Here is a 19688-nt window from a genome sequence, read left to right as displayed (position 1 = left end):
ATAAAGAGACTGGGACAAAAGGATTTTAGCCAATGAAAAACCCGAACTATATTACGAAACACTCATTTTGTGTTTTGTAATAGTTCGGGTTTTCTGTTTATTTTCTTTGTTAATTTTAAAAATTATACGTCTTTAATAAAGGACAAATTAGTTATGTCCCAGCCTCTTTACATATATTTTTGAAATATACAATGATCAAGGAAATATTTGTAATGTGGCAACGTTTTACATGAGTTTGTCGAGTCCCTTTCTCATGTAAATATCCATTCGAATTTCCGTTTTACATAATTTAAATTACAAACCGGGAGATTTGGTTGATTGGAGTTGAGACTGGGCGACTCCTTGGGGATTAGCAATAGAGGAAGAACGAAGGCTAAAACCATCACGTCCTGTGATAACGCCTTCGTGACCAACATCCTGCTGTTGCTGCTGCCGCTTCGCTTTCGCGCAGATGAACCCCTTTTGCTGCCGCTACATTAGCACTTCGCTTTCGCGGAAAAAACACCTGTTGCCCCAAGCGGCTCATCGGACGCCCCAAACAAAGCACCCAGTCGGAACGGAAATCAACCCCACGTTTTGCCAAATTACAATGTTTTTTATTAAAGAGCCATCTTTTTTTACTTTTCTTTATAAGCGATTGCTTCCTTTAGTTCATCATGATAGTCATTATACAAATTGAAATAATGTAACACCTTTTCCACATATTCATCACTGTGATTGTACTTAAACACAGCTTGTTTTATATGGCCATCTGCTGCACCATTTTTCGATAAATAATTCGCGGCACTAAATATAGCGTCCTCAATATCATAAGGATCCGCTATGCCATCTCCATTAGCATCTACTCCATAACCACCATATTTTTTAATGGCTGTTGGATTCATTAGTTCAGTCTTCGATATATCCCCTTTTCCTAACCCCGAGCAGGAAGGATGTTGCCAGCCTACAAACGTACATGGCATAAATTGTAAATGTCCTTCTGCTCCAACTGGTGAAACGAGCGATTTCATTGAAGAAAATCGTGTTTCAATTCGATGATGAGCGGCAAGTAAAGTCCAAGGTACGCCGTATTTCTCTTCTGCTGCTACATAGATAGGAATATATTTCTCAGGAATTTTCATATCGAAATTTTGTTGAATTTCTTCTAGTTCTTTTTCCCGCGCTAACTTTTCAAATATAGGTAATGTTTGTAGTTCCTTCCACGCAAAGAAAGCGAAAACACAAACAGTTATCGCTATTGGTATTAATAAAGCTATCACGCCTAATTGAGCGGGAGACGATAGCATCGGTTTTTTCTTCTTTTTTTTCACCATATGTCACACCTAATCATTTATTCTATTTCTATATTACCAAAATTTTTGATTATATAGCAGATTTTTCAGTATATAATTACCACTACTTTAATAGTTGAAAAGGTAGGAAAAAATATAGTAAAATATAATTCGATTATTTTATATGGATAATAATAGGAGGAATTTGTTTTGTGGAAAGACTTTAAAGAATTTGCTATGAAAGGCAATATTGTCGATCTAGCAGTAGCAGTAGTTATTGGTGGTGCTTTCGGTAAAATTGTTACCTCCTTAGTTGAAAATATCATCATGCCATTAGTCGGTGTCTTAACTGGTGGTATTGATTTAACAGAAAGCTTTAAATATGGCTCAGGTGACGCTCAAGTAAAGTTAGGCGTATTTTTACAGTCAATTCTTGACTTTTTAATAATCGCATTTGCAATTTTCATGGCATTACGACTTATGACTAAGCTTTCTCGTAAAAAAGAAGAGGCTGTTGTGGAAGAACCAGCACCAGAATTAGATGCTAAAGAAGAGCTTCTAAAAGAAATTCGTGATTTATTAAAAAAAGAACAAGCTTAAATTAAGTGAAAAAGAATCTGTCTAATTCCCTCGACTTCCGAGGTAATAGGCAGATTCTTTTTTTGTTTAAGGGCGCAAATTCCACGGCTCAAAACACCTACATGTTTTTCTGGTATTTCTTGTTTTATTGCATCAATAGTTCCTTGGGTAATTTCACTATTTGTTAGCCATCTCGAAGTGTTGTTGTCTTCTATGATAAAACCAAGTTTCACCTCTCGATAAATTATATTAGAAGGGATATAACTTTTTGTACTGTCATTACTTAAATAAGAGCTACTTCCTTTTATATGGTATAAAATCACATTTTTTGTGTTAGAAGCTGCTTGAAAAAGTGACTCCCAAATTCTTGTATCAGAGCCATGAATCCAAGCAATAATACAATCAAACGACCCATGAGTTTCTTGAGACTTTATTAATGCCGTTTTCAAGTTATTATAATTCGTATAATCAACTAATAATGGCGTCAATTTTGAAGAATTTTTAGCTTCATTTATTAAATTTTGCATTTTCTTTTGTTGTCTCCCGATAACGGTTACATGATTACCTCCATTTATAAGCCATATAGAAACATCCTTTAGCATTCCTGTTCCACCTATTACTAACCAATGCTTCATTTACTTATCTTCCCTTCCTTATCTCCTACTATTCCTAGATGATTTAATATAAATAATCTAGTTAATTTTCTGAAATTATCTTGTTCTTCTTTATTATACATGTTAAATTGGAAACAATTATTTTGAATATGGGGAAAAGAAGGTCTAATAGATTCCCCATTTATTATGATGAAGAAAAGAGTGACGACATGACAAACAGCAGAAGTATTGAAACAAAACTTGTACAACTTGGGAATTTAAGTGACCCGAGAACAGGTGCTGTCAGCCCACCAATCCATTTATCGACAGCTTACAAACATACTGGTATCGGTGAATCCACTGGTTTTGATTATACACGTACAAAAAATCCAACTCGTGCACTATTAGAAGCAGGTATTGCCGATTTAGAGGGCGGAGATGCTGGATTTGCCTGTAGCTCTGGGATGGCAGCTATTCAATTAGTTCTATCTTTATTTAAGCCTGGTGATGAATTAGTGGTGCCTGATGATTTATATGGTGGTACATACCGACTTTTTAATTTCTTTGAAGAAACATATAATATTAAGCCAGTCTATTCAAAATTTGAATCAGTTGAACAGGTAGAAGCATTAATCAACGACAATACGCGTGCTATATTCATTGAAACACCAACAAATCCGCTTATGCAGGAATTTGATTTGCAAGTATATGCAGAATTAGCTCACAAGCATGGGGCATGGTTAATTGTCGATAATACGTTTTATACACCATATTTCCAACGTCCAATCGAATTAGGTGCAGACATAGTTATTCATTCGGCTACTAAATATATTGGAGGCCACAATGATGTGTTAGCTGGATTAGTTGTAGCTAAAGGTACTGAATTAGCAGAACGCATTGGCTTTATTCATAATGGAAGCGGTATGGTTTTAGGTGCGATGGATTCTTGGTTACTTATTCGCGGATTAAAAACAATGCATCTTCGATTAAAGCAGCACGATGCGAATGGCAAAGCAATTGCCGCATTTTTAGAGGAAGAAGAACTTGTGACAGATGTGCTATACACAGGAAAAGGTGGCATGCTTTCATTCCGCTTGGAAAAGGCTGATTGGATTGACCCATTCCTTCGAAACTTGAAGCTAATTATTTTTGCTGAAAGCCTTGGTGGTGTTGAAAGCTTCATTACGTATCCTGCCACTCAAACACATGCAGACATGCCTTATGAGGAGCGTATTGAACGTGGCGTTTGTGACAGATTACTACGCTTTTCTGTTGGAGTTGAAGAGGCTGAAGATTTAATTGCAGATTTAAAACAAGTATTCGATATCCTTAGAAAAGAGGTTAAAAATGAAGCAGCATATTGAAACAAGTCTTATTCACGCAGGTGTCCGTGACGGCTATGAAAATAAAAAAGGTGCAGTCAATGTGCCTATGTATTTATCATCTACTTTCCATCAGGAGAGTATCGATGAATTCGGCGAATATGATTATGCACGTTCAGGAAACCCTACGCGGGATGCATTAGAAAAAGCAGTAGCAGAGCTTGAAGGCGGAGTACGAGCTCATGCATTTTCTTCTGGTATTGCCGCTGTATCTGCAGCGTTAATGCTATTATCTCAGGGTGATCATATTGTCATTACTGAGGATGTTTATGGTGGAACATACCGCTTCGTCTCCAAGGTTTTACCACGCTTCGGTATTTCCCATACTTTCGTTGACTTCACAGATTTAGCGGCAGTAGAAGCAGCCATTACACCGGCTACAAAGCTACTCTATATGGAAACACCGTCAAATCCAACACTTGGCATCACAGATATTCGCAGAGTAGTAGCACTTGCCAAGCAGTATAATTGCCTAACATTTTTAGACAATACGTTTATGACACCTTTACACCAACGTCCACTTGAGCTAGGTGTAGATGTTGTTATTCATAGTGCTACAAAATTTTTATCTGGTCATTCTGATATTATCGCGGGATTGACAGTAACAGCTGACGAAAAACTTGGTCAGGATCTGTACTTTATCCAAAATTCATTTGGCAATATATTAGGTGTACAGGACTGCTTTACTCTATTGCAAAATATTAAAACAACAGATGTGCGTTTTAGTCGTTCTGCAGAATCGGCACAAAAAATTGCTGAGTTTTTAGACGCAAGTTCCCTTGTCGAGCAAGTATACTATCCGGGTCTTGCATCACACCCTGGTTATGAGATTCATCATAGTCAGTCCACGAGTGCAGGAGCAGTACTATCCTTCCGTTTACCAAGCTACGAAGCTGCAAAAGCACTAGTAGAAGCTATGAAAATTCCTGTTTTCGCTGTCTCTCTTGGTGGCGTTGAATCGATTTTATCCTACCCTGCTAAAATGAGTCATGCAGCAATGGAGCCTGAGGAACGAGCAAAACGTGGTATTACTGATGGACTTTTACGTTTCTCAGTCGGACTAGAACATGTTGACGATTTGATCGCCGATTTCGCTCAAGCATTAGAAGCGATTGCCTTAAAGGCTAGATAAAAATAACCGCGTCTCCAAATTATTGGAACGCGGTTTTGTTTTTAATATATACAATTTATGAATGTTTAACAATCAGTTGTTAACATGAGCTGTCACCCGATATAAATAATCTCCATGTCCCTTTGCCAAAGTCACTTCTTGTTCATCTGTTATCCAGTAAAATGAAAATTCTAAGCCTGTCTCGTTTACACCTGTCGGACAATGCATCCATGAATCTCGTTTTTCATTTGTCGTTAAATGATAAAAATAGCGTTTTTGTAATAACCCTGAATGATGATTAAAATAATCCTGGGCAATTAATCCCTTCACTACTAAAGAGGATAAACCTGTTTCTTCAAACATCTCTCGTTTTACTGCCTCTAGAGGTGTTTCCTCTTCCTCTACCGTGCCTTTAGGAATTTGAATTCCCGCCCCTTCTGTATTTTGCTCAAATACTAGCACTTGTAACTGACCCTCATGCTCTCTCGTAATATAGCCAAATGCCTTTTCTACAACTTGCATGAAGTCATCCCCTTTCGCGTGATTTGATGTTCCAATAAATAGAAAAAATGGAATTGAAGGTGAAAAGTATTGATATCAATTATACGGCATATGCAAAAGAATGACATCATTTTTGTGCAAGAAATTGCCAAAAAGAGTTGGCATCAAACATACGAAGGAATTATCCCAAATGAGATTCAGGATCGTTTTATAGAAGCTGCTAATAGTAGTGATCGATTACTGAGCCGTTTAGAAAATAGTCTATTTTTAGTTGCTATACTTGAAGAGTCAATAGTAGGCTTTGCAAATTTTTCAAATGTTGTAGATGGTGAGGCAGAACTTTTTTCAATATATTTACTTCCTGAAACTCAGGGCAAAGGAATTGGTAAAGCCCTATTACAGGAAGGGATCAACATGCTTCCAGATTTAACGTCACTTTTAGTTTGTGTAGAAAGGAAAATAAGATTGGCATTAACTTTTATCAAGCGAAAGGCTTCAAGAAATTGGAGGAATTTGATGAGCTATTTGATGGTCATTTATTGAAAACAGTTAAACTTGGAATCAATTATGCCTTGGCATAATTGCGTCCGGAATCGGCTTTGTGCTTAGGCCTGCACGACGCAGGTCAGTTAGCCGTTATCGCATGGATGCGATGATTTTAGGCTAACATCCCCTAAGAACTCCTTTCCGATTTCCGTGACATCCGCCGGAGGCTTTAGGCCAACACGAAGTTGGTCACTCAGTCGTTGCCACAGGACGTGGCGTTCTTAGACTGAGTTCCTCTATTTCGGCGGATATTTGTACACCCAGTGAAAGTAACTTAAATCCGTATTCATCTCACCACCTAAAGAGGTGGTAGTCTTCTGTTGCTGAGGCTTCGCTTTCGTTACAAAAAACATCTGCCGAAAGAAGTTAAATATAACTTAGTGAAACGGAGCTATAAATTACTCCGTTACACATTTTTTATGTAATCTATGCAAGATTGATTTGCTCGGATTGGATGACAAGTGCTGTTAACCCTGAATTACTCCCGGATTCATGCGCTTCTCCTGTTTGCCAAAGGACACCTTCTCCAGTTTTTATGAGTACTTTCTCTTGATCCTCACCGCAAACCCATCCTTCCCCCTGAATCACAATAAATAACTGTGGTATAGGCGCCTCATGCATCCCGACAACACCACCAGGTTCTATATACATAAAGCCAATATTGGCAGGCTCCACCGTTTTCATGATTTTTGTATAAAAAGCATCTATGGATTGATAGTTATTAATTTGATTGGCCAATTCTTGTGTGAAATTATATTTTTTCATGTGATTTGCATGCTCCTTTCTATTTAAAAGCCAAAATAATTATTTATGAACCATTTTATACATTAAAACATCATCTATATATTCATAGTCATGTAGCTTTATTTCTTTGATTTTTCTTCCTTCTTCAACAAATCCCATCTTTTTATAGAGCGCAATAGCCCTTTCGTTTGTTGAAAATACGCCAAGACTAATCTTTTCAATATAAGGGTTATGCTCTGCCCATTCTAGTAGCTTTTCAATTAAAAGTTTGCCAATCCCTAGACCACGATATTCATTAAGCACCATCATGCCAAAGGTACCTGTATGTGCTAATCGTTTTCTTTGTGGCGATTGAAATACAAGCAAGCCAACTATTTTCCCTTGATATTGTGCAATAAAAATTGTTTCTCGTTCATTTGCTAATTTCTCTTGTATCCATTCTCTTTGCTCTTCAATCGTTCTTTGAAATTCATCTATTGTAGTAATTAAATAATCTTCTTCTGCTAAAACCTTTTGCTGAATTTTCAACAAAGCTCCAGCATCCTCTTCATTAGCAACTTTAATTTTGATTTTTTCTGTCAAAATCCCCTCTCCTTTCAAATATTTATTAAATCTCCATGAAATCATTAATTTGAGCATTCGTAGATTGAAGATAATTTATCGTATGAGTATAGAACGTTATCTTCATAATAAAATTGTCTCCCTCTTTACTATACCGCATTAATTACAAATAATTGAAAATAAAATAATAATTAGGTTAGATATCTTGCATTATCATTTGTTAGTATGTTGATTGGGTTGAAGGCTGCGAAGATGAGACCTTAGAAGTTATAGGAACGAAGAAAAAACCCAGAATATTTTCTGGGCTTGATGACACTTACTTTTCTAGCTGATTAAAACTGTCGGGCTTTTGCTTCACTTCTCAAGATACGGTTATGGAGAGTAATCTCCGTTTCACCATTTACTTGAGATTTTGAACGCTTAATCCTTGACCAGTTGCGGTGGATTTTTTGAGATTTTGGGTCTAGTTGTTCGAACCTACTCATTCGTGCCATCCTCCTCATCAATATAGATTTCATAAGTGAAACCTTTTTTAGTATGACCTTACAATTAAAATTTATTCAGATTTCTATGACCGTTAACCCCACACTTCTTTCAATGTATTTCTAAATAACGCATCTAATTTTTGTGTAGGATCATCCATTTTAACATGAAGACTTTTACAATATGCCTCAATATGCTTTATTTCTTTATCTAAATACTCATTAATATTTTCAATTCGAGGCTCCATATTTAGTTCATCACCAGCCATTTTTCTTTGTAAAAGTTGCTGAACTTCGGTTTTTAAAGGCCCCTCAGTAATAATTGCATTTAACAATTCCTGAAAATCAATTGGTGGAACCGTATTGTTTTGCTCTATCCATTTACATGCTATAACTGGTCTAAGGACATAGAAATATTTTTTTATTTTCACTTCTGAGCCCTGTAAATACTCTCGATAATTGTTTTTAGCCATATTTAAATAATGATACAAACTTGCATTTGGATAAAAAACTTCACTTTCCAGTAACCGTACATTGTCAATAAATGAATATTGCTGATCATACACAATATTGCTTCGTAACCATTCTAATAGAGGTGGATTACTTTTGCGAAATAGCCTTAATGCTTTTGTTATTTCCCAACCACTAATATCCAATAAATCATTGATAGGCACTTCAATAACATCCCTCTTTGCACCAATCCCTTGAGGGTCGATTGAAAGATACCATTGAGGTTGATGAATATATATAAAACGAACATCATAATCACTATCCTTAGAAGGAAACCCCCAAGCACGACTACCCGATTCTACAGCATATAATGTGGAATGAATGCATGCAATATCTTAAAACACCAATAAACACTGATTTATCAATACTTTGTGATTTTCGCCAGCCTCAACAACAAAAATATAATCTAAAATCCAATAGTGTTGCTTTATCCAATAAAAACATTTTAATAGAAAAGTTCAGTAAAATAATTTTCAATATTCGCCAAAATAAGTTCCGAATTTACTTATTAAAGCAGAGATAATATCAAAGGGTTACTATCCCTAAAAACTATTCCTCTACACTATCCTCATCAAAAGAAGGAATAATATCTTCATCATCAATTAATTTAATTCTCTAGGATCATCTAAGTCATTTTCAAATCATCATTACCATTACCTTCATCGACTTTATCAACAGATTTTACATCCATTTTTTTTGCAAAACGTTATTAACTAGTTGGGTTAAAAAAGTGGGGAATGTAATCAAAAATTTCTATTTCTATTTATAGATAAGATGGAATCGAAGCTAACTGTCTCAACCTTTCAGTTTGCTCTTCGCTTCGATTTTTAACTACTAATTGAGATACTTTAAGTATAAACTGTTTCAGTTTAGAAAACGCCTCGTCAGTATAAACATCTTCACCATCTCGAACTCTATTTAAAACTGCCATGTTCCAAGAAAGATATTTATTTGGAATGATAATATCAGAAATATCTTCCCACTTTGTTATACAGTTTTGTTGTAAATAATGATGTTCTAATACACTATCACAGCGCCCTTTACAACTAAAATAAATATCCACATATTTACTTTTTTCGTAATTATTCTCTTCTGAAAATTTAATATCTTCAACAAAAACAATTATAGACTCATCAATAATTTTTCTGTCTAAAAGATCTTTCTCACAATACTTACATCTAAGGGGCTCATATTCATTAAATAGATTAGCAGGCTCATTCTGAAATGATTCCCATTTTGTAAATGATTTAATAAAATACCTTCGTGCAATATCTTTACCCTTACTATTCTCAAGTAACTGTGTTTCAATTCTTTCATTATCAAATATTAATACTTCATAACCACGTAGTTTCAAAGCTTCTAGCTTTCTACCTAAAGGAGAGCTTATAACGGTTGAATAGAATCCTATAAAACCACTAGCATTATGAGCTGTCAGCCTATCACTTATATCTTGCTCGTCACTGTCTGTTACTGATTTTCCTGAATGTGCTTTATGCTTACAACTTACCATCCATCTGACTTCTGTATTTCCAATAATACCTGGTCTTTTCTCAAGTAAGATTAAATCTCGGCCACCATCTTGTCCCCTATCTGGCCCTTCTAAAATTTCAAATCCTAACATTTTAAAAAAGTCCCTCGCAAACAGCTCAAAAGTATCTTGTTTTCCTGTAGGTTTATTAGCCTGTGCAATTTCCAAAAAGTCTAAAACCGGCATCTTTCTCCTCCAATTTCTCAATTCATCTTTACTAAAATCCTGCATTTACTGGAATTATGAATTTTTCAAATAAAATAAAATCCTTTGTATTATGGATAACCCACAACCCATTTTAACTAAAGAACTAAGTAAATATTCTTTCCTTAAAATTACAATTTTAAAAGTCTTCATTTACTCGCCACTCACCTTCTCCATCATAGAATATTGTAAGTTGTTGGTGAGCATTATTTAAAGCCTCTTCCTCAGAACTAAAGTTAGCAGCTGATGAAATGTATATCCCTGCACAATCTTTACAACGATAATAATGGCTTGTGTCCATTTGATAATATCCGTCTGAACCTAAATATATTTTAATGCCCACTTTTTTATTTCCTACTAACATGGTATATTGACTAATCAATTTCCTTACCCCAGAAACATTTCGGGATGTTGAAATTTCAAAATTTTTACTCATATTCTCACCTCCCACCCAATAATAAGTTATAAAATGAAAAATATGGCTCATCACCAAAATCCGGGGATGACAAAATCAATGACCTGTTTCCAAACGTAAACGGAGGAAAAGATGGGCATCATTTCGGTAGCCAAAACCACGTCTTTTGATGAGCTTAATTTTATTATTTGTGCCTTCCATAATGCCGTTTGAGAAAGGTGAGTTTATGGTATCTATCATGGCTTTCTCACGAACAATCACGGTTTTAGCTATCTTTGAAACTACAGTACTTGTGTGAAATTGATAGCGTTTGAGCCAGTCTTTTAAGCGTTTTGTTGCTTGTGTATCCGTTGTAGCTTTTAACACATAACGCATGTGATTCAATGCTTGATAGATATGCTTTGTATGAAATCTTCCCGTAGCCATTCACGCACAAAACCACGTTCTTCCTCTGTTAACTCGTCCGGCTTTCGCGCTAAACAGCGGTCGATAAATCGGGATTTGTGCTGTTTTTTTGCTTCACCTAAGTAACGTCGTCTGCGCTGCTGGGCATCGGTGAAAAATTGAATCAAATGAAAGCGATCCAATACATGAATAGCTGTTGGGTAAACGGCTTGAATCGCACCTGCCATGGCCGCTGCGAAATCACTGACCACGGTAAAGTGTACTTTGCGTTTCCATCAGACCTCCCCGGGTAAGCGCATCCGGTATGCTATCACTTTGCTAATTTCCGCTTCTAGTCCATTTTTGGCTAGTACTTCTGTTAAAACGTTGTAAGCTGCTGCTTTTAATCCAACAATTCAGTGAATCGTGGGTGATCTGTTACAGAATACATATTGTTTCCTCCTTCTTTTTCAACTCTGCTGACTTTTGTTTTATCAACTCAGTAACTTCGATTAAACCTTTCCCCTTATAGTCTATTTCAAAAAGATTAGCTGCATATTTCACCGTATATACCAGAGCACCGTTCTCTTCAAACATAAAGCGTTTATAGGCCTCTAAAGATATAGTAGCTTCACGTTCCCCCTTAACTTCTTCTTTCCATACATGTAGTACAATATCTTCCGTTTTGTATATAAGTTGCAAAGTTAAAATACCTGCTGTGTAATCACTATAAATCAAGAAACTATCACCATAATATTTACTTTCCACGCCTCTCACCCAATCTCTGTATTTGTTTTCAAAGCAACCTTTTCGAAAGTTCAAATTTACTAAAGTTAAAATCTATCTTTTCCACAATTATGACCAAAATACTAAGAATCTATTACACGGGATTAAAATATATTTCTTATATATGCCTCCCTTGATTTTCATGGGAACTTCTTTTTAAGGTCCGACATAACAAGCCATTCTTTTTCCATCCAATTCCACTTTCTAACATGCTTTTTATACACAATCTGTTATTACAGTAATACGCTGATCATACAAACAAACCTCAATCGCATTGATAGCCGCTACTAATGCATTCAACTCTGTCAGCAACTCGCTATCCTTCGTTTCTTTCCATTCGGCTCCTGCTGTATAGAATTGTTCTTTTAGATAATCAAGTGTGTTTTGTAAACGCATATCGCTTCTCCTCTCCTCTTAGTTACTTTTTAATTTGCTGTGTGAGCAACTTCATAGCCTTTTAGCATGTCTCGTGTTATTTTCTGGCGTTCTTGTGATGATAGTACCTTCATATACATTCACCTACCTTTATGTTGCATGTCGGCTATTTCTAGTCCATTCACCGACTGGCTATTGATAGCCTTCAAAACACAAACCAAAAGTTCAACTTCATGAACTTATAATACATCTTATTAAATCAACAGTCAACACGTTAATGAATTAAAAGTTTATTTTTGTGAACTTTTAGTATATAATAGTAAACATATGGAGGTGCTTTCTATGTCATTTGATTACAAACCATTCTTTAAAACACTTATTGACAAAGAAGTGACAAGAGAACAAATAAAAAAAGATTTACAACTTTCCCCTGCAACTATGGCTAAACTTGCTAAAGGTGAAAACATATCTATGTCTGTATTAGATAAACTATGTGAGTATTTAGATTGTGAAATAGAAGATATTATTTCACATGTGAAGGTATCTGAATAACAACACAAAAAGCATCTACTCTTTTGAGCAGATGCTTTTTGTATTTTGGGTTGTTAGTTATAATGTCATGTCGATAAGTTCTATAGAGACTGTGTTTCAACGCTAGCTTTTGGATATAGTAAATCAACTAGTACCAATGGGGTACCACTGAGAAGGGATACCTCAACTCACCCCTTTAACGGTAGTGTCAGAGTTAGATTGCTCCTATAGACTTTATAGTTTAAGTGCATTCTTAAAAAAATATCTTTAAAGAAACATCCAACTTATCTTTATATAATGGAAATTTAAATTCTTCATGTATAAACGTTGTTTTCCTCTAATACTATGACCCACTATGTACATCCATCTTATGGAAATAAACTAAACTTACAATTAATGGAATGGTAAAATAAAAGACTAAAGAGCTAATAGAAGGTACAGATATTTGGAGACTATGTTCTGAGAATCCAAGCTTACCTGCTATACTATATAATGTCATAGTGGCAGCCGTAGAGGGAAACAGGTGTCCAAGTTTGAAGCTTGCTAATACTCCACCTATTAGTGAGGTAGCTACTCCAAACCCTGTACTTAAAATGTAATTTTTGCTTAAAATGGTAAGGAAAGCGGCAATAGGTACAAATGCAAATTCCATAATATTCAAAATAACATAGAACTGAATATATTTAATTACCATCTCTATGTTTAGACCCGGAATATTAGTAAGTAAACCAAAGATTATTGTAAAAATGAACGACATTGTTATCGATGTGGTAATCAAAATAAAGATTGCAAACATCTTCCCGATAAAAAATTTATAAGCTGCATAGGGGTAGGCTAATAAATTATTTATCGTTTTATCGAGATATTCGTTTGCAAAAACATAACCGGTGAACAAGGATGCGATAGCTGGCCCCATTAAGATCGACCAAAATACTGCATTATTTATTAAAGCGCTATGCCAATCCTTTGCATTAAATCCGCTTAATATCGCAGTTATAATAGCCGCAAGCGGGATAACAATAAATACAAGCGACCTTTTAAGTTTTACAATTTCAGAATATAAAATGCTAAGCATTATTCTCACCCCCAGTTAATTTCAAGAAATAGTCCTCTAGGGTATCTTTAGAAATTTTTATTTCAGCTACATCAATGCCATTTTTCACAAATATTTTATTAATAGCCGAGGAATTTTCCGAATTTTCGTAAATCCGAATAATTCCTGGCTCTATTATAGAATAATTTTCAATCGCAAAATGATTCTCCAGTAAATAAGCGGCTTTTTTATCATTGCTTACTTTTGCTTCGATGAAGTGTCGGTTTCTTTCCTTTATGGCTTCATACCCTACCTCTTCGAGAAGATGCCCATTATTAATAATCCCGATTCTTGTTACCATTTGGTGAATTTCACTCAAGATATGACTGGATACTAGAATTGTTATTCCATGAGTTTTAGCCAAATCTATGATTAATTGCCTTATTTCCTTAATACCCACAGGATCAAGACCATTCGTCGGCTCATCAAGTATTAAAAATTCAGGTTTATGAAGTAGCGCGCGAGCAATCCCTAATCTTTGCTTCATACCAAGTGAAAAACCTTTTACCTTTTTATTAGAAACATGTTGCAGATTTACCAATTCCAATACTTCGTCTATTCTTTTTTTATCGGATACTCTCATTAGTCTGCGATGCATTTCAAGGTTTTCCCTTGCAGTTAGATTTTGATAAGACCCAGGAAATTCAATAATAGTTCCTACCCTCTCAAGAAAAGCTTTATTCCCTCTGGAAACTGGATGGCCGAATATCTCAACATTTCCAGATGTGGGATTGATTAGTCCTGTAATCATACGAATCAACGTAGTCTTTCCTGCACCGTTTTTTCCAATAAACCCATAAATGTCACCTTTTTTAATCGTCATATTTACATTTTCTACAGCTGTAATGTCTTTGTATTTCTTTGTTAGATTATAGGTCTTTAAGATATAGTCCATATTATATTTAGGACCCTCCTTTCTACAAAATTAACTATATCAATTAAATCTTTCTACGATTTAATAAAAGTCTTACATTTTTCTTACATGGCTTTAATTGGTTTTTTTAGAGAAAAAGAAAAAACTGTTTTACCTTTAATCTCACTTGTAACAGTAATATTTCCATTTTGCATTTCTACTAATCTCTTTACGATGGCAAGTCCCAGTCCGTTTCCCCTAGATTCTGGATTTCTTGAATATTCTCCAGTATATGTCCTTTCAAAAATATGATTAATTTGAGTTTTGCTTATTGTTACTCCTTTATTCCATACATCCACCCAAATCCAATCTTCTTCTTCTCTTAGTTCGATGCCTACTAATTTTCCTTTTTTACCGTAACGCAATGTATTGGATAATAAATTACCTAATATCCTTTTAATGCTCATCGGATCACCAAGGACATAAAGAGGAAAGCAAGGAATATTGATTTGAGGTGTTATGTCCTCTTTTTCAAAATCATTATAAAAGTCGAGCAGAGTATCTTGTACAACTTCCGATAAATCTATCTTTTTTATTTCTATAGTTATATCCCCTGCATCTATTTTTGCAAGATCGAAAAAATATTCGATCAAGTTTAACATATCTTTCCCTTTTCTTTGAACAATGTTTAAACATTCTTCTCTCTCTTCTTCTAATATCTCATCATTCTGAAGCACTTCAATGTATCCTAATAAAGAAGTTAAAGGAGTACGTAAATCATGTGATATATTAGAGACCATTTTTCTTCTTTCTTCTTCTGTCCGCTTTGCTTTAACTTCTAGATCGTTTACTTCTTTAGTGATTCTATTTAAATAACTGCTAAGTTCTCTAATATTCTTTGAGGTAGGTTCAACACGAAAATACTGATTAAAGTTTCCTGTGCAAACCTCTTTTAAAATATTATTTATTTTTTTTATTCTTCTTTCAGTTCTGAGCCATAGATAAAAGAATCCTATGAGTAAGAAACTCGTTATAATCAATAAAAACTCTAGCTCCATTAATATATCCCCTTACATCAATAAATTAAAACTCTAATCCTTTTTGAGTCTATAACCGATACCCCAAACTGTTTGAATATAATCGGGGTTTGATGGATTATCTTCGATTTTGGAACGCAAGCGGTTAATTTGTACCATAATAACATTGTCCTCTCCAAGATATTCATCTTTCCAAATTGCCCTGTAAAGCTGAGGTTTTGAAAAAACTTTATTGGGGTTTTCAATAAATACCCTCAGGATTTCAAACTCTTTAGCTGATAGAGCAATAGGCAGATCGTCTTTGAATGCCTCGTAAGTTTCTAAATTCAGAAGCAAATTCTTAAATTTCAACATATTATGTAATTCCTGATTCGAACCATTGAGAAGTACAAAACGGCGTATTTGTGCGTTTACTCTTGCCAATAGTTCTCCAACGGTAAAGGGTTTAGTGATATAATCATCCGCCCCCAAATCTAATGCTTCAATTTTGTCTATTTCATCGCTTTTTGCAGATACAATTAATACAGGAACATTTTTTTGTTTTCTAATGATCTCTATAATTGTGTAACCGTTTATTTCAGGTAGCATAAGATCTAATATAATCAAGTGATAATCATTAGAAGTAAGTAATTCTAAAGCTTCTTTTCCATTAAAAGCAGCGTGAACACTATAATTTTGTTTTTGAAGATATCTCGATATGAGGTTATTAATATCTAAATCATCTTCAACGATTAGTATTTTATGTTGACTCATTATAATTCCTCCAGAATTTTCAGTTAAGTTCTATATTATTACTCTATAAGAACTTTGGGAATATCATGCGCTTATACCCTATTCTATATTATATCCATTACTTTCTATTTGTTCGTAGTTTAATTTCCAATTCTCAAACAATAAGCTCAAATTTGAGCGCATCTCCAAAGTTGATGTCACCCTTTTATGGAGATGTAGAATGTTTTAACGAAGGGAGAAAAAATTAAAGTTCTTTTGAATCGAAAAGATCTGTCTGTTCAAGATTTAGCAGAACTACTGGGGCAATCAAGACAGAATATTAATACGAAATTGAAGAAGGATAACTTTAGTGAACAGGATTTAAAGAAAATTGCTGAAGTGTTAGATGTGAAGTGTGAAGTGTGAAGGCTTCTTCTTCCTAGAAAACGGTGACAAAATCTAATGGCAGCACAAAAAAAGCATCTACTCTCTTAGAGCGGATGCTTTTTGTATTTTTAAGGCCATTAGTTGTCACGTCGTCTTGTACGCTCAAATAAGATCTATATTTCAAATGCCAGCCTTGATATATGTAATCCACTAGTATCTCGCTAACGACTTCGAAACTTTCGAAGTGGTGAAACATGTTGTAATCTATCAAATCAAATTAAATTGAATTATTTTTTATCCACTCGAATATTTCATCGCGTGGATATTTGCCAGCAAAAGGTATGAGTCTTGGAAAATCCTTTCTTCTTACAAGTCTGTCCACCGTTGCTGTAGAAACTTGGAAGATTTTCTTTAAATCCTTCTTAGTTAACACGGGCTCGTAATTGTACTTCGTTTGTCCATCTTGTACACCTTTTAGATATGCTTTCTCAATGACTAATTCTAACTTTTGCTGAAATAACTCAAATTCTAAAGAATCAATTTTTTGTATTTGTTCTTTAATATTCATCTTAAATGGCATTCCTTTCCTGATTTCGATTGTAAACTTTCTGACTTAATTAAATATATACCGGAAGAAAATTAACACAAAAAGCATCTACTTTCTTAGAGAGGATGTTTTTTGTGTTTATGGGGGCTATAAGATGTCACGTCCTATAGAAATGATCTAGAGAAGCGGTATTCAAACGCCAGTATTAAAGGCAGAAAATCAACTAGATCCAAATCTGGTATCCACTCTATATGGTTACCTCAACTCCCCTGATATGACGGTAGTAGTCAGATTGATTACTAGGCAAGAATTAGAATTTGATGTTTGTATAGAGTAGCACCAAAGTTGGCGATGGCTGATTATTCGAAGACCGCTAGTTTCACAAGATAAGACTAACCAGTTTGTATGGGTTTCCATTAAACAGCTTTTAACTACTGATTTGTAGGTACGTCGCTTACTTTACGCATGTAGCTACACCAGTAGATACAGACAATACATAATTATCACGATATGACGACTACAAATTTTGAGCGTAGAACTTTTTGATTTACTACCATAAAACCATTATAAAAGGATTCTTTGTGCAGTGAAAATTAATAAAAAGTTCATATTTCTCTCTTTTCTCTTCACTGATTAAACAATGAGATGTAGTATAATATTACAAAATCAGAATTACTCAATATATCCAAAGTTATTAGTATGTTCCATTTTTTTGAAGATAATTGAGCCAATGGAGGAAATATTTTTGAAAAACTTATCAATTAGAAAGAAAATTCTAACACTTATTGCATCCGCTGTTATATTTTTACTAATTATTTCAGGCGGTGGTTTTTATTACATTAATGATATGGCAAAAAAATCTAGTGAAATGTATGACGAGTCACTTTTGCCAATTCAATATATCGGTCAAACTCGAACTGATATTCGTGCGATGGATTCTTTCGTTTTAGAACTCATGATTACTACGAATGCAAATGATAATGCTGACCTAAAGACAATGATCTCAGAGAGAGCTGAAAGTATTAAAGACTCAATCGTAAAATTTGAAGCCACTTACAATGGAAATGAAGATGAACAAAAACAGTTAGAATCTCTTAAATCCAATGTTGATGGTTATTTGAGCACCATGGCAGATGTTATTGATTTGGCTAGTCAGAACCGAAACGACGAAGCCTATTCTATTTACACAACAACTTTAGATGATTTTGCTGAGAATATGGCAGGTGATGCACGCAATCTTATGACTCAATGTTCTGAAGATGCCAATCAACTGAATGAAGAAAATAAAAAAAGTCTATCCACTACTATGATTATTTCTGCCATTCTCTCTGTTGTGGCCATTATTTTCTTTATTACATTAGCAACATGGGTTGTACGTTTAATTGTAAATCCAGTTAAAGAGTTGCAGGCTAATATGTTAAAGGCAGGCGATGGTGATTTGACTGTGCAAGGTACCTATTCATCCACAGATGAAATCGGTCAATTAACTCAATCATTTAATTCGATGATTAATAATATTCGTAATACGGTAACTAAAGTCACTGAAACTGCTAATCATGTAGCCGCAGCATCTGAAGAACTGAATGCTAATGCAGCTGAAACTACGAAAGCAACAGAGATGGTTGCAAATACGATGGAAACTATCGCTCATGGTTCAGTAGAGCAACTAAACAATGTCTCTAGCACCGTCAATACTGTCAATGAGCTTTCAACAGGTGTACAACAAGTAGCTGGAAATGCTCAAGCTGTAACCGAACTTTCAGGTGATTCTTTATCCCTGGTGATAAATGGTATAAATGCCGCAAATCAAATGAATCAACAAATGATGGACATCACAGAACGAGTAAATGGCTTATCCGAAGTTGTCGACGTGTTAGGAAAACGTTCTAATGAAATCGGTCAAATTATTGATTCAATTACAGCAATTGCTGAACAAACAAATCTCCTTTCCCTGAACGCCGCAATTGAAGCCGCACGAGCTGGCGAGCATGGAAAAGGCTTTGCTGTCGTTGCAGATGAGGTTAGAAAATTAGCAGAACAGTCCGCTATTTCTTCAAACCAAATTGAAGTGTTGATTTCAGAGACGCAGAAAGATACTCAAAAGGCTGTTGAATCAATGAAGTTAGTAACAACGGGAGTTAATGAAGGGATTAAAACAACAGAAAATACACGTACAACTTTTGCTACAATTCAAGGTGCCATTCAAAGTGTTACGATGCAAGTAGAAGAAGTATCTGCAGCGGTTGAGCAAATGGCCGCAGGAACTGAAGAAATTGTTGGTAGTATGAATACAATCCATTCTATAACTAAATCTACTACAGCTGGTACAGAGAGTATTTCTGCTACAACTGAAGAACAAATGGCATCTATGGAGGAAATTTCATCATCTGCTTATGCACTGGCAAACTTGGCAGAAGAGTTAAGAGACATGGCAGCTCAATTCCGAGTTTAATATAATTATCATTGGCAGCACCACTTTTTTAACATTTAAATATGACTTTACACATTTTCCAAGGAATAACAACATCATCATTCATATAAAAAAGAAGCGGCTAGA

The 19688-nt window shown here is 34.9% G+C and carries 23 protein-coding genes and 2 pseudogenes; 7 read left to right on the top strand and 18 right to left on the bottom strand.

Annotated elements, in window-relative coordinates; translation table 11 throughout:
• Nucleotides 1-617 precede the first annotated feature (617 nt).
• A complete protein-coding gene (locus tag JNUCC51_RS21970) occupies nt 618-1313 on the bottom strand; it encodes a lytic transglycosylase domain-containing protein (RefSeq protein WP_337989763.1) in 696 nt (231 codons plus the stop codon).
• Between the two features lie 168 nt (nt 1314-1481).
• On the opposite strand from JNUCC51_RS21970, the gene mscL reads away from it, so the two are divergent.
• Complete coding sequence (mscL, locus tag JNUCC51_RS21965) at nt 1482-1871, top strand: large conductance mechanosensitive channel protein MscL (RefSeq protein ID WP_337989762.1); 390 nt, start codon at nt 1482-1484, stop codon at nt 1869-1871.
• Here the strand turns inward: mscL and JNUCC51_RS21960 are convergent.
• Complete coding sequence (locus JNUCC51_RS21960; RefSeq protein WP_337989761.1) at nt 1868-2485, bottom strand: Rossmann-fold NAD(P)-binding domain-containing protein; 618 nt, start codon at nt 2483-2485, stop codon at nt 1868-1870. The genes mscL and JNUCC51_RS21960 overlap by 4 nt on opposite strands.
• Before the next feature lie 188 nt (nt 2486-2673).
• Here JNUCC51_RS21960 and JNUCC51_RS21955 point away from each other — a divergent pair, with 188 nt between their 5' ends.
• Complete coding sequence (locus tag JNUCC51_RS21955) at nt 2674-3807, top strand: methionine biosynthesis PLP-dependent protein (protein ID WP_337989760.1); 1134 nt, start codon at nt 2674-2676, stop codon at nt 3805-3807.
• Nucleotides 3791-4957 carry an aminotransferase class I/II-fold pyridoxal phosphate-dependent enzyme gene (locus JNUCC51_RS21950; RefSeq protein ID WP_337989759.1) on the top strand — a complete coding sequence of 389 codons (1167 nt, stop codon included), beginning with the start codon at nt 3791-3793 and terminating at the stop codon, nt 4955-4957. Before JNUCC51_RS21955 ends, JNUCC51_RS21950 begins: the two co-directional genes overlap by 17 nt.
• Nucleotides 4958-5029: 72 nt before the next feature.
• On the opposite strand, the gene JNUCC51_RS21945 is transcribed toward JNUCC51_RS21950, so the two are convergent.
• Nucleotides 5030-5458, bottom strand: coding sequence for an NUDIX hydrolase (locus tag JNUCC51_RS21945; RefSeq protein WP_337989758.1), 429 nt, complete (start codon nt 5456-5458; stop codon nt 5030-5032).
• A gap of 90 nt (nt 5459-5548) precedes the next feature.
• On the opposite strand from JNUCC51_RS21945, the pseudogene JNUCC51_RS21940 reads away from it, so the two are divergent.
• Nucleotides 5549-6018 (top strand): annotated as a pseudogene (locus tag JNUCC51_RS21940) (GNAT family N-acetyltransferase).
• A 391-nt stretch (nt 6019-6409) separates the two neighbouring features.
• On the opposite strand, the gene JNUCC51_RS21935 reads toward JNUCC51_RS21940, so the two are convergent.
• From JNUCC51_RS21935 to JNUCC51_RS21890, 10 genes and pseudogenes are all read right to left on the bottom strand, one after another.
• A complete protein-coding gene (locus tag JNUCC51_RS21935) occupies nt 6410-6748 on the bottom strand; it encodes a cupin domain-containing protein (protein WP_337989757.1) in 339 nt (112 codons plus the stop codon).
• 39 nt (nt 6749-6787) lie between these two features.
• Entirely contained in the window at nt 6788-7309 is a 522-nt protein-coding gene (locus tag JNUCC51_RS21930) for a GNAT family N-acetyltransferase (RefSeq protein ID WP_337989756.1), read from the bottom strand.
• 311 nt (nt 7310-7620) lie between these two features.
• Nucleotides 7621-7773 carry a YpzG family protein gene (locus JNUCC51_RS21925; protein WP_082172689.1) on the bottom strand — a complete coding sequence of 51 codons (153 nt, stop codon included), beginning with the start codon at nt 7771-7773 and terminating at the stop codon, nt 7621-7623.
• Nucleotides 7774-7865: 92 nt separating this feature from the next.
• On the bottom strand, nt 7866-8612 hold the full coding sequence (locus JNUCC51_RS21920; protein WP_337992278.1) for a nucleotidyltransferase domain-containing protein: 747 nt from the start codon (nt 8610-8612) through the stop codon (nt 7866-7868).
• 431 nt (nt 8613-9043) lie between these two features.
• On the bottom strand, nt 9044-9994 hold the full coding sequence (locus tag JNUCC51_RS21915; RefSeq protein ID WP_337989755.1) for a restriction endonuclease: 951 nt from the start codon (nt 9992-9994) through the stop codon (nt 9044-9046).
• 157 nt (nt 9995-10151) lie between these two features.
• Nucleotides 10152-10448, bottom strand: a complete 297-nt coding sequence (locus JNUCC51_RS21910; protein WP_337989754.1) for a hypothetical protein — start codon at nt 10446-10448, stop codon at nt 10152-10154.
• Between the two features lie 120 nt (nt 10449-10568).
• A pseudogene (locus tag JNUCC51_RS21905) lies at nt 10569-10802 on the bottom strand (transposase); the annotation flags it as partial.
• Nucleotides 10803-10807: 5 nt separating this feature from the next.
• Nucleotides 10808-11059, bottom strand: coding sequence for a transposase (locus JNUCC51_RS21900; protein WP_337989753.1), 252 nt, complete (start codon nt 11057-11059; stop codon nt 10808-10810).
• A gap of 190 nt (nt 11060-11249) precedes the next feature.
• Complete coding sequence (locus JNUCC51_RS21895) at nt 11250-11579, bottom strand: hypothetical protein (RefSeq protein ID WP_337989752.1); 330 nt, start codon at nt 11577-11579, stop codon at nt 11250-11252.
• A gap of 234 nt (nt 11580-11813) precedes the next feature.
• Nucleotides 11814-11993 carry a hypothetical protein gene (locus JNUCC51_RS21890; protein WP_337989751.1) on the bottom strand — a complete coding sequence of 60 codons (180 nt, stop codon included), beginning with the start codon at nt 11991-11993 and terminating at the stop codon, nt 11814-11816.
• Between the two features lie 321 nt (nt 11994-12314).
• Here JNUCC51_RS21890 and JNUCC51_RS21885 point away from each other — a divergent pair, with 321 nt between their 5' ends.
• On the top strand, nt 12315-12524 hold the full coding sequence (locus JNUCC51_RS21885; RefSeq protein ID WP_337989750.1) for a helix-turn-helix domain-containing protein: 210 nt from the start codon (nt 12315-12317) through the stop codon (nt 12522-12524).
• A 322-nt stretch (nt 12525-12846) separates the two neighbouring features.
• Here JNUCC51_RS21885 and JNUCC51_RS21880 read toward each other — a convergent pair whose 3' ends face one another.
• From JNUCC51_RS21880 to JNUCC51_RS21865, 4 genes are all read right to left on the bottom strand, one after another.
• Nucleotides 12847-13578, bottom strand: coding sequence for an ABC transporter permease (locus JNUCC51_RS21880; protein WP_337989749.1), 732 nt, complete (start codon nt 13576-13578; stop codon nt 12847-12849).
• A complete protein-coding gene (locus JNUCC51_RS21875; protein WP_337989748.1) occupies nt 13571-14491 on the bottom strand; it encodes an ABC transporter ATP-binding protein in 921 nt (306 codons plus the stop codon). The genes JNUCC51_RS21880 and JNUCC51_RS21875 overlap by 8 nt, the downstream gene beginning before the upstream one ends.
• Before the next feature lie 83 nt (nt 14492-14574).
• Nucleotides 14575-15507 (bottom strand): sensor histidine kinase, encoded by a 933-nt coding sequence (locus JNUCC51_RS21870; protein WP_337989747.1) that lies wholly within the window; start codon nt 15505-15507, stop codon nt 14575-14577.
• Between the two features lie 33 nt (nt 15508-15540).
• On the bottom strand, nt 15541-16239 hold the full coding sequence (locus JNUCC51_RS21865; protein WP_337989746.1) for a response regulator transcription factor: 699 nt from the start codon (nt 16237-16239) through the stop codon (nt 15541-15543).
• Between the two features lie 234 nt (nt 16240-16473).
• Here JNUCC51_RS21865 and JNUCC51_RS24885 point away from each other — a divergent pair, with 234 nt between their 5' ends.
• Nucleotides 16474-16623: a helix-turn-helix domain-containing protein gene (locus JNUCC51_RS24885; protein ID WP_443136966.1), complete on the top strand. Its 150-nt coding sequence runs from the start codon at nt 16474-16476 to the stop codon at nt 16621-16623.
• 238 nt (nt 16624-16861) lie between these two features.
• Here JNUCC51_RS24885 and JNUCC51_RS21860 read toward each other — a convergent pair whose 3' ends face one another.
• Nucleotides 16862-17164, bottom strand: coding sequence for a helix-turn-helix transcriptional regulator (locus tag JNUCC51_RS21860; protein WP_337989745.1), 303 nt, complete (start codon nt 17162-17164; stop codon nt 16862-16864).
• A 712-nt stretch (nt 17165-17876) separates the two neighbouring features.
• Here JNUCC51_RS21860 and JNUCC51_RS21855 point away from each other — a divergent pair.
• Nucleotides 17877-19583 (top strand): methyl-accepting chemotaxis protein, encoded by a 1707-nt coding sequence (locus tag JNUCC51_RS21855; protein WP_337989744.1) that lies wholly within the window; start codon nt 17877-17879, stop codon nt 19581-19583.
• The last annotated feature ends 105 nt before the right edge of the window (nt 19584-19688 follow it).

It is taken from the genome of Lysinibacillus sp. JNUCC 51, assembly GCF_015999525.1.
Taxonomy (GTDB): Bacteria; Bacillota; Bacilli; order Bacillales_A; family Planococcaceae; genus Lysinibacillus; species Lysinibacillus xylanilyticus.
Note: the sequence above shows the minus strand (reverse complement) of the source record. Positions and strands in the feature narration are given on the sequence as shown.